Origin of the sequence: Luteolibacter sp. Populi (assembly GCF_040801775.1) — a bacterium.
GTDB lineage: Bacteria > Verrucomicrobiota > Verrucomicrobiia > Verrucomicrobiales > Akkermansiaceae > Haloferula.
In genome coordinates this window covers 1,309,307-1,324,418 of sequence record NZ_CP161812.1, presented here as the reverse complement: position 1 = coordinate 1,324,418, position 15,112 = coordinate 1,309,307, and the positions used below count along the sequence as shown (strand labels likewise).

The window sequence follows — 15,112 nt, the reverse complement described above, 5'->3', positions numbered from 1 at the left end:
GCGTCCGGAGGGAAGCCCCTGTGGGGTGGAAGACCGGACGGTTCAATTTGATGGCCGTCTTCGGACGGTCAACATACGTTTTTTACGGAGAGTTTGATTCTGGCTCAGAACGAACGCTGGCGGCGTGTTTAAGACATGCAAGTCGAACGGATCAAAATTGTAGCAATACCGTTTTGGTCAGTGGCGCACGGGTGCGTAACACGTGAGTTACATGCCCTGCAGTGGGGAATAGCCCGCCGAAAGGCGGATTAATACCCCATGGTCCCGCAAGGGTAAAGGTGGCCGCAAGGCTGCCGCTGCAGGATTGGCTCGCGGCCTATCAGCTAGTTGGCGGGGTAACGGCCCACCAAGGCGACGACGGGTACCTGGTCTGAGAGGATGATCAGGCACACTGGAACTGAGACACGGTCCAGACACCTACGGGTGGCAGCAGTCGAGAATAATTCACAATGGGGGAAACCCTGATGGTGCAACGCCGCGTGGAGGATGAAGGTCTTCGGATTGTAAACTCCTGTCATTGGAGAGTAAGACCTGGCGGTGAATAGCCGACAGGGTTGATAGTATCCAAAGAGGAAGGGACGGCTAACTTCGTGCCAGCAGCCGCGGTAATACGAAGGTCCCAAGCGTTGTTCGGAATCACTGGGCGTAAAGGGAGCGTAGGCGGCGTGGTAAGTCAGATGTGAAATCCCGGGGCTCAACCCCGGAACTGCATCCGATACTGCCGTGCTTGAGGGTTGGAGAGGTAGCTGGAATTATCGGTGTAGCAGTGAAATGCGTGGATATCGATAGGAACACTCGTGGCGAAGGCGAGCTACTGGACAACATCTGACGCTGAGGCTCGAAGGCTAGGGGAGCAAAAGGGATTAGATACCCCTGTAGTCCTAGCAGTAAACGGTGCACGCTTGGTGTGAGGGGATTCGACCCCCCTTGTGCCGGAGCTAACGCGTTAAGCGTGCCGCCTGGGAAGTACGGCCGCAAGGCTAAAACTCAAAGAAATTGACGGGGACCCGCACAAGCGGTGGAGTATGTGGCTTAATTCGATGCAACGCGAAGAACCTTACCAAGGCTTGACATGGATTTCTAAGCACGTGAAAGCGTGTGACCCTTCGGGGGACTTCCACAGGTGCTGCATGGCCGTCGTCAGCTCGTGTCGTGAGATGTTGGGTTAAGTCCCGCAACGAGCGCAACCCCTGTGATTAGTTGCCAGCACGTAATGGTGGGGACTCTAGTCAGACTGCCCAGATCAACTGGGAGGAAGGTGGGGACGACGTCAGGTCAGTATGGCCCTTACGCCTTGGGCTGCACACGTACTACAATGCCCAGCACAATGAGAACCGAGACCGCGAGGTGGAGGAAATCTGCAAAACTGGGCCCAGTTCGGATTGGAGGCTGCAACTCGCCTCCATGAAGCCGGAATCGCTAGTAATGCTGCATCAGCTACGGCAGCGTGAATACGTTCCCGGGTCTTGTACACACCGCCCGTCACATCATGGAAGCCGGTAGCACCCGAAGTATCGTACGATCCTAAGGTGAAGCTGGTAACTGGGATGAAGTCGTAACAAGGTAGCCGTAGGGGAACCTGCGGCTGGATCACCTCCTTTCTATGGAGTAGTCGCAAACTTTCACGAGTCACTGCGACAGGTCGATGCCCGCCACCACAGCCGCAAGGTTGGGGAAGGGCATCGCGGCGAGCGAAAGCGGACCGCAACAATGTATTACATCCGTATGACTTCCGGATGGTTCGCAACGCACGATTTGGCTTTCGTCCTCTTCTTCTTCAATCCTCCTTCGAGAGGGGGTTTAGCTCAGTTGGTAGAGCGTCTGCTTTGCAAGCAGAATGTCAACGGTTCGAATCCGTTAACCTCCACCATCTTTTCAGGATCCGTCTCGGGTCTCGCGGGTAACCCCCAAGAGGCAAAACGGGTCCCGGAAAATTAATTGGGCCTGTAGCTCAGTTGGTTAGAGCACCGCCTTGATAAGGCGGGGGTCATAGGTTCGAGTCCTATCAGGCCCACCACTTCCCGGAATGGATCGAAGAACGTGATAACAGACTTGTGAGGGCATTGCCGCTCTTTGACATCCGCATGGAGATAACAGTTTTTTACAGACTGCAAAAAATCAATTGTTCACATGAGCCATTATTTGCGCGGTCTTGGTATATGAAAACAAAGTAGATTTGCCGGGGGTTGACTCACCCGGCCGCAACGCAAACCGCGCACCACTTTACGGCTGGGCGCAGGTGCGTTGCACGAACGAGCTGATTTCGAACATTTGGAATCAAGCTTTAAAGGGCACAGAGTGGATGCCTTGGTGCTAACAGGCGATGAAGGACGTGATAAGCTGCGATAAGCTTCGGGGAGCGGCAAACACGCTTTGATCCGGAGATTTCCGAATGGGGTAACCTGATGGTGTTAATACGCCATCGTTCTTTCCTGAATCAAATAGGGAAAGACACGCGATACCCGGTGAAGTGAAACATCTCAGTAACCGGAGGAAAAGAAAGAGAATCGATTCCGTAAGTAGTGGCGAGCGAAAGCGGATCAGCCCAAACCGGGAGCTTGCTCCCGGGGTTGTAGGACCCCGTCATGGGACCTCGGACGATAGATGAAGGACCTGGAAAGTTCCGACAGAGAGGGTGAAATCCCCGTAATCGAAATCCGAAGAGGCCTTAGGGAGTTCCTGAGTAACACAGCACACGTGGAACGTTGTGTGAATCTGCGCCGACCACGGCGTAAGGCTAAATACTAGTTAGCGACCGATAGTGAACCAGTACCGTGAGGGAAAGGTGAAAAGAACCGCTGCGAGCGGAGTGAAATAGAACCTGAAACCCTGTGCCTACAAGGTGTAAGAGCAGCTTCGGCTGTGATTGCGTGCCTTTTGCTTAATGAGTCTGCGAGTCAGTATGTGTGGCAAGCCTAAGTTCTTCCGGAACGGAGGCGCAGCGAAAGCGAGTCCGAATAGGGCGACCATAGTTGCACGTGCTGGACCCGAAGCGGAGGTGATCTACCCTTGAGCAGGTTGAAGCGTCGGTAATACGACGTGAAGGACCGAACCGGTGAATGTTGAAAAATTCTCGGATGACTTGAGGGTAGGAGTGAAAGGCTATTCAAACCCCGTGATAGCTGGTTCTCCTCGAAATGCATTGAGGTGCAGCGTCGCGTGCTGATTACCGGGGGTAGAGCACTGAAAGGGCTAGGGGGCATACCCGTCTACCAAACCCTATCAAACTCCGAATACCGGTGAGTGGAGCGCGGCAGTGAGACGGTGGGGGATAAGCTTCATCGTCAAAAGGGAAACAACCCTGATCAGCAGCTAAGGTGCCTAAATAACGCTAAGTGGAAAGGATGTGGGATTTCACAGACAGTGAGGATGTTGGCTTAGAAGCAGCCACCATTTAAAAAGTGCGTAATAGCTTACTCATCGAGAGATCCTGCGCCGAAAATGATTGGCGATAAGCGTTATACCGAAGCTCTGGGTGTTCATCCATTGGATGGGCGCGGTAGAGGAGCATTCCCAACGCGTTGAAGGGTGATGGCGACTGACCCTGGAGAGTTGGGAAGAGAGGATGCAGACATGAGTAACGATAAGGCCGGTGAAATCCCGGCCCGCCGTAAACCCCAGGTTTCCCGGGCTACGTTTTTCGTCCCGGGGTTAGTCGGGACCTAAGCCGAGGCAGATATGCGTAGGCGATGGACAGTAGGTTAATATTCCTGCACTTGCGAAACTTAAGTAGGGAGGACGCATCAATGAAGATCACTAGGTGATTGAATTCCGAGGTGAGGCTACGGCCGATCCGCATGATTGGAGTTGGTGCCGAGAAAAGCCCCTATGTATGCTAAGCAACCCGTACCGTAAACCGACACAGGTGGGTGGGTAGAATATACCAAGGCGCAAGAGTGAACCCTGGTTAAGGAACTCGGCAAATTAGCCCCGTAACTTCGGAAGAAGGGGTGCCCCACGCGAGTGGGGCCGCAGTGAAATGGCCCAACCGACTGTTTAGCAAAAACACAGCACTCTGCCAAGACGCAAGTCCAAGTATAGGGTGTGACACGTGACCAATGCGGAAAGATTAAGGTAAGGGGTTAGCCGCAAGGCGAAGCTCTGAGCCCAAGTCCCCGTGAATGTCGGCCGTAACTATAACGGTCCTAAGGTAGCGAAATTCCTTGTCGGGTAAGTTCCGACCTGCACGAATCGTGTAACGAGTTGGGCACTGTCTCAACCAGGTGCTCAGTGAAATTGTAATGGCGGTGAAGATGCCGCCTACCCGCAGAAGGACGGAAAGACCCTATAGACCTTAACTGTAAGCTGTCATTGGTTTTTCGATTCTCATGCTCAGCATAAGTGGGAGACGTTGATCCGGTTCTTTAGGGGATCGGGGAGTCAACAGTGAGATACCACCCTTGGGTGTTGGAAGATCTAACCCCGACCCGTGAAACCGGGCGGGAAACAGTGTCAGCCGGTCAGTTTTACTGGGGCGGTATCCTCCCAAAGAGTAACGGAGGAGCGCGAAGGTGGGCTCAGCATGGTCTGCAACCATGTGTCGAGTGCATAGGCATAAGCCCGCCTAACTGTGAGACCTACAAGTCGAGCAGAGACGAAAGTCGGCCTAAGTGATCCGGCGGTAGAATGTGGAATTGCCGTCGCTCAACGGATAAAAGGTACCTTAGGGATAACAGGCTGATTTCGCCCAAGAGTTCATATCGACGGCGAAGTTTGGCACCTCGATGTCGGCTCGTCGCATCCTGGGGCTGGAGAAGGTCCCAAGGGTCCGGCTGTTCGCCGGTTAAAGCGGCACGCGAGCTGGGTTCAGAACGTCGCGAGACAGTTCGGTCCTCTATCCTCTGTGGGCGCAGGAAAACTGAGGGGTTCAATTCCTAGTACGAGAGGACCGGAATTGACGAACCTCTGGTGCACCGGTTGTCCTGTCAAGGGCATGGCCGGGTAGCTAAGTTCGGAAGAGATAAGCGCTGAAAGCATCTAAGCGCCAAGCTCCTCCCAAGATGAGTTTTCCCTGAAGGATCGTGGAAGACTACCACGTTGATAGGCCGGAAGTGGAAGTGTGGCAACATATGCAGCTTACCGGTACTAATCATCCGTCTGGCTTGATTCCGTTCGGAATCGCTTTGTTTCGGCAAGCGACCGTGCAACGGCTCACCAAGTGGACGAATTGAGGTTTGATAAAAGACGAAGATCTCCGTGCGGATGCCAGAGAGCGGCAAGCATGAAAGTGAAAGTTGATAGTGAAGGGTTGATTGTTGATAGTCCGGGCTTCGGTTCCGACCATCAACCGTCAACTTGAAACCATCAACTTCCCCGGCCCGCTACGACCTCCAGAGTCCCGGCCCTGACCCGATCGCTTGATCGACAACAGGGCCGCCCTCTGGTGGCCAGAGCGCGGTGGAACCACCCGGTCCCATTCCGAACCCGGAAGTGAAACGCTGCAGCGCCAATGGTATTGGGACGACAGGTCCTGTGAGAGTAGGTCGCCGCCAGGTATTCGCCCGGCCCCGAGTAACATCGGGGCCGGGCGCTTTTTTGTGCACGGATGGGAGGATTGCAGGCCCGAGCCGGTGCCGCGCGGTGCGGTGCGGTGGGTCTGCCGGTTACCCACATTATTTTGGCTCTCCGTCAGATTTGCTGATGGATCACGATACGTCTGCCCAAGAGGGCGGCGCAGCCGCTTTGGAGTGCGGCGGGCATCGCCGCTTTAGGGCGATCTGGACTGGAGAACGCCGTATTGGATTCGCCTTCGTCCTGCCCCTGCCATTACGCTTTGAACTGCTGCGGATCTTTTTGAAGGCGCAGGACGCTTGACCGGCTTCCAAAAGGGGAAAACGAAGAGGTGGATTCGTGACGGCGTTCTCCAATCAACACCGCACGAAAGCGGCGATGCCCGCCGCACTCCCGAGTAACAAGAATTATAACCCTTTGGTTTTCAGTAAAACCTCTTTTTCGAGTTACTCCATGCTCCACACCCCTTCAGCGCGGTTCAGGTGCTCCAAAGCGGCTGCGCCGCAAAGGGGGGCATCGATCCGCATTGGGAGCTTCCTCGAATAGCTTCAGCGAACTGACGGAGAGCCATTATTTTCGTGCTCAACACGGTGGCAGCCCCACTGGGAGCCGCCGCGGCACGGCCCGGCAGAAGCTACCCCCGATGGCAGGGGACATCACGGGGATGGAATGGAGAGTGCCGCTCCGATGCTGCGGAACGGTCGGCAGACATGGCATCCCGGGGATCACTCTGCCGGGTGGTGCCGCGGCGCTCCAGGTGGGGGCCGGCAGTGATCGGGGCTGCTGTCCTTCACGGGATCCTAGTGGCCGCATCAATTTCCCGCGGTTCTTGCACGTGACGGGTGGATCGCTAGTTTCCGCGCGTGACCGGACTCCAGCCTCCCCGCACCGCCCCGGCGGTCATCGGCGGGTTGTGGGTCGCCTTCTTCCTATGGGGCATGGCACCGGGCTACTACACGCCGGCGATTCCGAATATTCTCCATGCGAAGGGGCTCGGCAGCGAGTGGCTTTCGCGCGCCTTCCTCGCCGGCCCGGTGGCCTCGATGGTTTCGCCACTCATTGTGGGAGCCCTGGCGGACAATCGTTTCTCCGCGCAGCGGGTGGTGGGATGCAGCGGGATACTCGGCGCTATTTTCCTGGCCTGCGCCTTTGCGGTGCTGGATCACGGCGGCGCGCCATGGGCCTTCATTGTGCTGCTGGCCTGCGGCTCGATCGCTTCGGCACCGATGTCGAGCATGCTCGCCAGTATCGCGATGGCGCATCTGAAATCCGGCGAGCGGGAATTTCCAGTCGTGCGCTTGGGCGGCACTCTCGGCTGGATGGCGGCAGGTTTCATCACGAGCTACGTGATTTTCGCGGATGCCTCACCGAAGGCCGGCTACGCTGCGGCGATCACGCGCTGCTCGTGCGGGATCTTTGCGTTCTTTCTTCCCGACACGCCGCCGCTGGGAAGTTCCCGGTCATGGCGGACCCTGTTAGGCTTGGATGCCTTCCGCCTCCTGCGGGAGCGGGACCATCTGGTTTTCTTCTCGGTCACGATGCTCCTCTCGATCCCGCTTGCGGTGTTCTTCATGCACACGCCGATGCACCTGTTAGAGTTGGGCAACAAGACGCCGACGGCCACAATGACCATCGGCCAGATCAGCGAGATCGCCGCCATGCTCTTGATGACGGTGGTGATGACCCGCTTCCGGGTGAAGACCGTGCTGATGGTCGCGCTGCTGCTATCCGCCCTGCGCTATGCCCTCTTCGCCATCGCCGGAATCACCGGCGGCAGCGCCTGGCTGATCGGTGGCATCGCGCTGCACGGTCTCTGCTACACGCTTTATTTCATCACCGGGCAGCTCTTCCTGGACCGCCGGGTGGAACCCGGAATGCGAACCCAGGCGCAGGGCCTGCTCTCGCTGGCAAGCAATGGCGTGGGTTCCGTGATCGGGACCTTGCTTGGCGTAAAGCTCCACGATTTCACGGTGGGAGCCGGCCACGGCGGCTGGTCAGCCTATTGGTGGATCCAGTGCGCGTGCATCGTCGTCTGTGTGCCGATCCTCGCGATCTTCTATCACGGGATGGTCGCCTCCAAGGAAGAAGCGGCCGCGTAGGATATCGGAATTCAAGGCAGCTTCCACTCCGCCCGTTTCGCCGCATAGTCCGCTTCCGTCAGGAGCACGTAGACCGGCTGCTTGCCCGGATCGATCCACGCGACGAGCTGCCGCAGCTTCGCTTCCTCCATCGTCGTGCAGCCGGCCGTCGGCTTCGATCCGCCGCCGCGCCAGATGTGGAAGAAGATCGCGCTGCCGGAACCCGGTGAAACTTTCGGCGGCGCGTTGTGGGCGATGAAGAGCTTCAGCGAATGCGGATAGTCGCCCTGCTTCATCTGCTGCTTCTTTTCCCAGGCGGTGGTCGGATCGTGGTCGAGCACCATGTGCTTGTTGTAGCTCGGCGATGCGGCGTCCTCGACCCACAGGTCGCGGGATGTCACCTGGCGATAGAAGAGCTTCGGGTTCTTCTTGATCTCCGCATCGTAGCCCCAGGCCCCGCCGATGTGGAAGACCCCGGCCGGAGCGCGCCAATCGCCCTCGCTCTTCACCTTCACACCCGCGGGCAGGGGATTGATCCCGAGTCCCCAGACCAATCCATCGCGCCCGAGGCGGCCTTGCCACGGGCCGATCACTTGCACCCACTTGCCGTCCCGCTTCTCGTAGGCCTTCAGCGTGACCGTCGAAGTATCCCAATTCTTCGCCGTGCCGACGACGCATTGGGAAGACTTGCCCGGCAGCTCGAAGGCCGCGGCTGAAAGGATGGTGGCGATGAAAATGGCGAGCAGACGGATCACGCCTCTATCATGCCGCATCCGGGCCACGGCGCAAGGCCGGGAGGGGCGCTTGATCGAGCACGAGGAAGGCTGCGCCTGCTCCCTGCGCATCGATCGCATGGGCATCGCCGGCTTGCGAAGCGTCCGCGTGAGCCAGCAGGAAGTCGCGTTGCGAAACGAGGTTCACGGTCTCAAGCCACGGGGCGGCCCAACGCTGGAGGTCGGTGAAATTCACATCGGCCGTGAGATCCTGTCGACCGGGATTCTCGTAGATGGCCGGGCCTTCGAGCCGCTGCTGCATGAGGTAAGCGCGCACGCTGCCCCGGGGGCGGCGGTGGTAGAGCCTTCCGATCGGCGCGCCGTAGTCGAGGGTCAGCATCCGGCCGGCTTGCCACGATGGCAGCCAGCCCTCGAGCCAACGATGATACATCTCGCCGACCTCCACCACTTGTCCGATGGAGTGCTGCAATTCGGAAGCCGAGGAATCCGGCAGTTCGTCGCAGCCGCGCCATGCCTCGGCCGGTGACAAATGCAGCTCGGACCACCCCGCGGCCTCGCGCCGGAAGCGCCGGACCGGGAAGGCATCGGCAAACTCGTTCGAATAGATGCAGGCCCGGCCCTGGCAGGCTTCAAGCGCGGCTTCGATCGACTCGTGCCACCGCACCTTGCTTCCCAGGCGCGCCCTTTGCTTCTCGCGGAGCGGCACGGATCGCTCGACCAGATGAAGCCGCACGCGCATCCGCCGCAGCCACGGCAGGCCCGCGAGCACCGCCTGCGCCAGCAGCCCCTCGCCGGGGCCGAGCTCGATCAGATCCCGGCAGCCGGTCGCGCGCATCGCGCTTTCCGCCCAAGCGGCCACGGCTTTTCCCAGCGCCGGCGTGAGCATCGGTGTGGTGGTAAAATCGCCGCCGCGGCCCACCCCGCGAATCCGGCGCGCATAGTAGCCGCGCTCCGGATCGTGGAGCGCCAGGTCCATGAAACGGTCGAAGCGCAGGCTTTCGCCCGGCTTCCATGGCCAGTTCTGGGAATTCATCGGTGGGGCGGCTTGACGCGTTCCGATCCCTCTCCCATCTCTAGAGGGTGAAGGGGCATTGCGTCGCCGCGATCTTGCTGCTCTCGCTCGCCGGTTGCGAGCGAAAGGGAGAGGCGCGCCCCAATGGCTCCGGCAATGGCGGTGGGAAGCACCCCGCCGCCGAGCAGAAGAACGGGACCGATCCGAAGCAGGGCAACGACGGCTCCGTGCTGGTCGAGAAGAAGCCGCCGGTGGCCGAGCCGGTGCCGAACATGCCCGGCATGGTGATCAGCCCTTACAATGGCAGGCATATCGATGTGAAGGGCTACGCCCCCGGCACCCTCGTCGCCGATCCCACCTACCCCATCGAAGAGAAGAAATACTTCCGGGTGCCCGAGATGTCGGATGGTGCGAATGATCCCTCGCGGCTTCTCGATCCGGGAGTCCTCATCCGTCCGAATCCGCCGCGGGAACCCAAGGAAGAGCCTTGAGTCCCTCGGGTTGTGCCATCGATCTCGCTTGACGGAAGGAGGGGTGCGGGCGTCATCTCTCACCCTATGAAGGGAAAAGGACTTATCTTCGCGCTGCCTCTCGTGCTTTCCGCCTGCAATGACAAGCCCGCGGAGGAAGCTGCCGGTGGCAGCCCGGCGAAAGGGAAGCATGCCTCATCCGCCTTACCTTCTGCGGCAGACGATGGCGGGAGTGCGGTAGGATCGAAGGACGGCAAGAGCAGCGTCCGCTCCGGCAAGCCGCGCAAGCCGCCGGAGGCCTCCGTGGCCGCGGGCCAGCCCGGCAAGGTGATCAGTCCTTTCAGCAACGAGGCCGTCGATGTGGCAGGCCGTGCGCCCGGAGATCTGGTGCAGGATCCCAAATTCCCCGGCGACGAATCGAAGAAGTTCGCGGTGCCGGAGGGCGTTGAGGAGGAAAAGAATGAGATCAAGGTTGGCCTGCCCGTGCCCGGGCAACCGGGAATGGTCTTCAGTCCCTTCAATAACAAGATCGTCGATGTGAGGGGCATCCCGGCGGGACGCCTGGTGGCCGATCCGACCTACCCGACTTCCGAGAAGAAATACTTCCGCGTCAGCGAAAGCGCCGAGAATCCCGCAGCACCTCCCGCTGGCGGCGGTGCGGCCCCAGGCCAGTGATCATAAGCTCCCGAGGGAGCGGACGGATTGTGCAATTTTATGGAACACGTTCGCTCGGCTGACGCGGCTGTCATACAGATTTTGCTTGCTGCTCAGGGACTTCTTGGTAGGAAGGATGAAACCCATCCAAGCCCCCGGACCCTTTCAGGCAGCGCCCCGTAGCGGCCGGATTCGACCAGCCCTTCACAGGTTCTCCGGTGGTACGGCGCTCATCGTAGCCGCCTGAACCCGACCCGCCCATGAACCCATCGACCCCTTTGTGGCGAGCCACGCTCGCTGCTGCCCTTGCTTTGGCGGCAGGTCCCGGCACCGCCACCGCGGATTGGAGCCTGCTCGAGAATTTCGAGAGCAGCTTCACGGTCGGCAGCAGCATCACGGGCATTAATGGCTGGGTGCAGGACCTTCCGACCAATGGTCTCGCGGTGAATGACCCCGCGGCATCGGGGCGGGGCGTGGTCGCGCGGGCCCAGGTCGGCGCGCGCAATGACATCTACAAGCTGCTCGGTCCCGCCAGGCAGATCGCGAACAATACCACCGGCACGCTCTTCTTCGAGGCCTACCTCGCGCCGGCCGGGGCGGGTGCCGCGAATATCAGCGCCGGGCTCTCCGATGTCCTCGCTCCGAACGACTACGCCGCGATGGAAGCGCAGTTCCGCTGGTCCAATGGCGACATCAGTCCGCGCAACGGCCTGGGATTCACCGATACCGGCCATGACTTCGCTTCGGGCTCCTGGATGCGCGTCTGGCTGGTGGTGAACAATGCCGCGGACAACGTGGACATGTATGTCGAATCGCCGGCCGGCTCGACCGGCAAGGTCAAGGTCGCCGACAACTTCGGCTTCCGGAACGGCCTCGCCGCAAACCCGATGCAGACCTTCATGCTGATCCAGTCCACCGGACAGGACGTCTACTTCGACAACATCTACGTCGACAACACTGGCGAGAATCTCGGCCTGCCCTTGATCGCGGGCACGCTGCCGGTCGCTCACGATGATTCGGTGGAAGTCGGTGTCGGCGGTGCGATCGGCTTCAATCCCCTGGCCAATGACACCGGCTATATCGATCCCGCTTCGCTGGTCATCATCTCCGGTCCTGCGCATGGCACGGCGCAGTTCGATGCCGCCTCGGGCAAGCTCATCTACAAGCATGCCGGCACCGCGGCGGGCAGCGATGTTTTCCGCTACCGGATCACCCGGCAGGGCGGGGGGCATGCCGCGGAGGCGGACGTCCATGTCGGCATCAGTGCTAGCCTGCGCTTGGCGAATACCACGCTGAGCGTGCCGCCCGGGCCGCCGACCACCTCGGCGGGCACCCTTACGATTAAGAATGGATTGCCCGGGGTGAGCTTCTCCGGCGCGGTCGGCATGACCTCCGTGCCGGGAGTTCCCGCGGCGCTGCTGGTCGCCTCGATCGATGGCTCGGTCTGGTATGTGCCGGATTCCACGCTCCCGAATCCCACCAAGCACAAGGTGCTGGATGTCGCCTCGCTCTCGAATTTCACCCGCGGCCGCAGCATCTACTCGATCGAAGCTTTCCCCGACTTCGCGACCACCGGACACATCATCATCAACTATCAAGGGAATGCCTCGCGCCTGCCGCAGCCCGGCCCGGGCCAAACGGTCTTCGACGTGATGCCCAATCTCGATCGCGACGGCCTTCCCGATCCGGTGATCGCGACCGACCTGCGCGTTTCCCGCTTCACCTTGGCACCCGCGCACATCGCCGATGCGGTGGCGAACGGGATGGCGCCCGCTGAAAACCTGACCGCCCTGGCCACCGAGTATCCCTATTTGAACATTGCCGAGCAGCACCTCTTCCACAGCATCAACGACTGCAAATTTGGCCCCGACGGCTACCTTTACCTGACCTTCGGCGATGAGGGTGACCAGGGGGATCCCTACCGCAATGGCCAGCGGCTCACCAAGGACTTCTACAGCTCGATGCTGCGGATCGATCTCGATCCCGCCTCCACCAATCCGAAGCCGAACCCGCACTACGCCATCGCCGCGGGCGGGGGTCTGGATGGCGCGGGAAATTACCAGTTCTACCTCGATTCGGCGCAGAGCCCGAACTTCCGCGTGCCGGCGGATAATCCCTTCATCCACACCAGCCTCGGCGGGACTTGGGACGGCCAGTTCAATGGCGTCGATCTCTCTGGCGAACTGCCCGACGTCCGCACCGAGATGTGGGCGGTGGGCCTGCGCAATCCCTTCAAGTTCCACCTCGATGTGGAAGACGGCACCGGCGAGACCGAGGCATGGATCGGCGATGTCGGCCGCGATACCTGGGAGGAATTCACCATCCTCAAGAAGGGCCAGAATGCCGGGTGGTCCTTCTACGAGGGCAATGCCCTGAACCCCGGAGTCACGCACCCCTCGATGCCCTCCGGCACCACGCCGCACAAGCCGCCGCTCTTCACCTACCTCCATTCCGCCGGGAACAACTCGGCGACCGGCGGTGTCTTCTACCGCGATACCGCGCTGGCCCCGCTGACCAACCGCTACGTCTGCGGCGACTACGGCTCCGGCCGTATCTGGAGCATCGGGCGGGATGGCAATGTGGTCGAACTCACCGACCTGCGCCTGAGCTCGAACCTGATCGTGGACTTCCACATCGATCCGGTGACGAAGGACATCCTGGTGCTGGAGAACAGCGGCAGCGGCCGGGTCATGCGCATCACGCTGCAGGCGGCCCAGGGCGAGGACTATCCCGCCACGCTCTCGCAGCTCGGGATCTTTGCGGATCTAACAGATCTACGACCCAATCCCGGCGTCGTGCCCTACGAGCCGAATCTCAAATTCTGGTCGGACAGTGCGGACAAGTCGCGCTGGTTCGCGATCAAGAATTTGAGCGACACCATCGGCTACGCGGCGGAGGGCAACTGGGCCTTCCCCGAGGGCATGATCTGGGTCAAGCACTTCGACTTCGACCTCGACCGCAGCCATCCCGGCACCGTGAAGAAGCGCCTCGAGACCCGCGTGCTGGTCCGCAACAACGCCGGAGCCTACGGCGTCGCCTACCGCTGGAACGCGGAGGGAACCGAGGCGACCCTGGTGGCAAACGGCGGCGAGGACTTCCCGATCGACTACCTCGATCCGAGCGGCGCCCCTTCCAACATCACCTGGCACATTCCCTCGCGTGCCGAGTGTAACACCTGCCACACCGCGACGGCGGGCCATGCGCTGAGCATGAATACCCGGCAGTTCAACCTGCCGAACACCATCGCCGGCCAGAGCGGCAACCTGATCTCCCTGCTCTCTAACAGCGGTTACCTCGCCGGCTTTTCGGGCGATCCCGCGGAGCTGCCACGCCACCATCGCCCGGACGAAACCGGGGTGGACCTCGAAACCCGCGTGCGCTCTTACCTCGCCGTGAATTGCTCCTACTGTCACCAGCCCGGCGGCTCGGCCCCGGATTCCTGGGACGCCCGCCCGCAGCTCACGCTCGCGGAGACGCACCTGCTCTACGGCCACCCGGTCAGCGAGGCCACCCCGGATCTCACCGACCACATCATCCGCCCCGGCGACAAGGCGAACTCCGCGATCTGGAACAAGATCAACGCCCGTACCGCGGTCAACGGCAGCTTCAACGGCTACTCGCAGATGCCGCCGCTCGCCACCAACGTCTTCGACCCCGATGCCATCGCGATGATCGGCGAGTGGATCGACCACTACGCGAACCAACCGCCAGCAGCAGCCCCGGGCAGCGTTGCCGCCACGAATCTCTCCGAGAACGCCGGCGTCGGCTCGATCCTCGGTCTTGCCGATGCTGTGGACCCCGATGTCCGGGAAGGCACGGCTGACCAATCCCTGCTCACTTACGAAATCACCGCAGGCAACGAGGACCGCCTCTTCTCGATCAACCCCGCCACCGGTGAGCTTCTGGTGAACGGGATCATCGACTTCGAGCGCCAGGCGCAGCATCTTCTCACGATCCAGGTGTCAGATCACTTCACGCCGAATCCCGGCGTCCTCAATCACGGCGTGATCGTCGACCTGATCGACGAAACCAGCCCCGACGCCACGGCGGATGCGGATGGCAACGGCATCTTCGATCTGTGGGAGGCTGCGTTCGGCCTTAGCCCGGACGATCGCGATGGCGACGGCTCCCAGGACTTCTTCGAGTTCCTGAGCGGCGGCGAGCCGCTCATCGCGGACGACGCGGAAGCCTCCCTCTATCAGATCGCTGGAGATCCGGCGGAACACCTCTTCGGATGGAACGTCCGCAACGGCTTCCTGTTAGGAGAGGACTACCAAGTGCAGTCCTCCCCCGCGCTCGATGCCTGGGCCGACCTCATCCCCGCCGACTACGAGGTGGTCTCGATCACACCGGTGGCACCCGGAATCTCCCGCATGGTGATCAAGGTCGCGCCGGGACCGGGCCAGCAATTCATGCGTCTCAAGGGGCCTTAGGATTCGCCTTCCGCGGCGCAGCCGCCGTGGACTGCGTGCAGCCTGCTGCCGCTGTCCCAATGCAGCCTGCTGCGAGGGGCGCTGCAAAGGTGAACAATACCCATCCTCTCCGCCCCATGCCTGCCCCCCGGGACCGCGGAGGCTCTGCCCCGCAGAAGCCACCCCGGCAGCGCTCTCCATCACGCGATGGTAATGGAGAGCGCCGTTGCGATGCTGCGGA

7 protein-coding genes, 2 tRNA genes and 3 rRNA genes are annotated in these 15,112 nt (G+C 60.7%); 10 read left to right on the top strand and 2 right to left on the bottom strand.

The features are described from left to right. Window positions 1-81 precede the first annotated feature (81 nt). The 7 genes from ABWK72_RS05155 (at window position 82) to ABWK72_RS05125 (ending at window position 7,610) form a co-directional block, all read left to right on the top strand. Window positions 82-1,601: ribosomal RNA gene (locus ABWK72_RS05155) — 16S ribosomal RNA — on the top strand. Between the two features lie 193 nt (window positions 1,602-1,794). Continuing rightward, window positions 1,795-1,870: transfer RNA gene (locus ABWK72_RS05150), tRNA-Ala, on the top strand. Between the two features lie 70 nt (window positions 1,871-1,940). Beyond that, a tRNA-Ile gene (locus ABWK72_RS05145) sits at window positions 1,941-2,017 on the top strand. Window positions 2,018-2,275: 258 nt separating this feature from the next. After that, a 23S ribosomal RNA gene (locus ABWK72_RS05140) occupies window positions 2,276-5,110 on the top strand. A 269-nt stretch (window positions 5,111-5,379) separates the two neighbouring features. After that, window positions 5,380-5,495 (top strand): 5S ribosomal RNA (rrf, locus tag ABWK72_RS05135). The 16S, 23S and 5S rRNA genes sit together here with 2 tRNA genes alongside, the layout of an rRNA operon. A gap of 145 nt (window positions 5,496-5,640) precedes the next feature. Continuing rightward, window positions 5,641-5,814: a hypothetical protein gene (locus tag ABWK72_RS05130; protein WP_367873713.1), complete on the top strand. Its 174-nt coding sequence runs from the start codon at window positions 5,641-5,643 to the stop codon at window positions 5,812-5,814. Between the two features lie 560 nt (window positions 5,815-6,374). Continuing rightward, complete coding sequence (locus tag ABWK72_RS05125) at window positions 6,375-7,610, top strand: MFS transporter (protein ID WP_367873712.1); 1,236 nt, start codon at window positions 6,375-6,377, stop codon at window positions 7,608-7,610. Between the two features lie 11 nt (window positions 7,611-7,621). Here the strand turns inward: ABWK72_RS05125 and ABWK72_RS05120 are convergent, their stop codons facing one another. Both ABWK72_RS05120 and ABWK72_RS05115 read right to left on the bottom strand, forming a co-directional pair. Further along, complete coding sequence (locus ABWK72_RS05120) at window positions 7,622-8,344, bottom strand: L,D-transpeptidase (protein WP_367873711.1); 723 nt, start codon at window positions 8,342-8,344, stop codon at window positions 7,622-7,624. Between the two features lie 7 nt (window positions 8,345-8,351). Next, window positions 8,352-9,356, bottom strand: coding sequence for an SAM-dependent methyltransferase (locus ABWK72_RS05115; RefSeq protein WP_367873710.1), 1,005 nt, complete (start codon window positions 9,354-9,356; stop codon window positions 8,352-8,354). A 47-nt stretch (window positions 9,357-9,403) separates the two neighbouring features. Here ABWK72_RS05115 and ABWK72_RS05110 point away from each other — a divergent pair, with 47 nt between their 5' ends. The 3 genes from ABWK72_RS05110 to ABWK72_RS05100 all read left to right on the top strand — a co-directional run bounded on the left by ABWK72_RS05110 (window position 9,404) and on the right by ABWK72_RS05100 (window position 14,892). Next, complete coding sequence (locus tag ABWK72_RS05110; RefSeq protein ID WP_367873709.1) at window positions 9,404-9,826, top strand: hypothetical protein; 423 nt, start codon at window positions 9,404-9,406, stop codon at window positions 9,824-9,826. Window positions 9,827-9,892: 66 nt separating this feature from the next. Beyond that, complete coding sequence (locus tag ABWK72_RS05105; protein WP_367873708.1) at window positions 9,893-10,480, top strand: hypothetical protein; 588 nt, start codon at window positions 9,893-9,895, stop codon at window positions 10,478-10,480. Window positions 10,481-10,719: 239 nt separating this feature from the next. Beyond that, a complete protein-coding gene (locus ABWK72_RS05100) occupies window positions 10,720-14,892 on the top strand; it encodes a cadherin domain-containing protein (protein ID WP_367873707.1) in 4,173 nt (1,390 codons plus the stop codon). Window positions 14,893-15,112 lie beyond the last annotated feature (220 nt).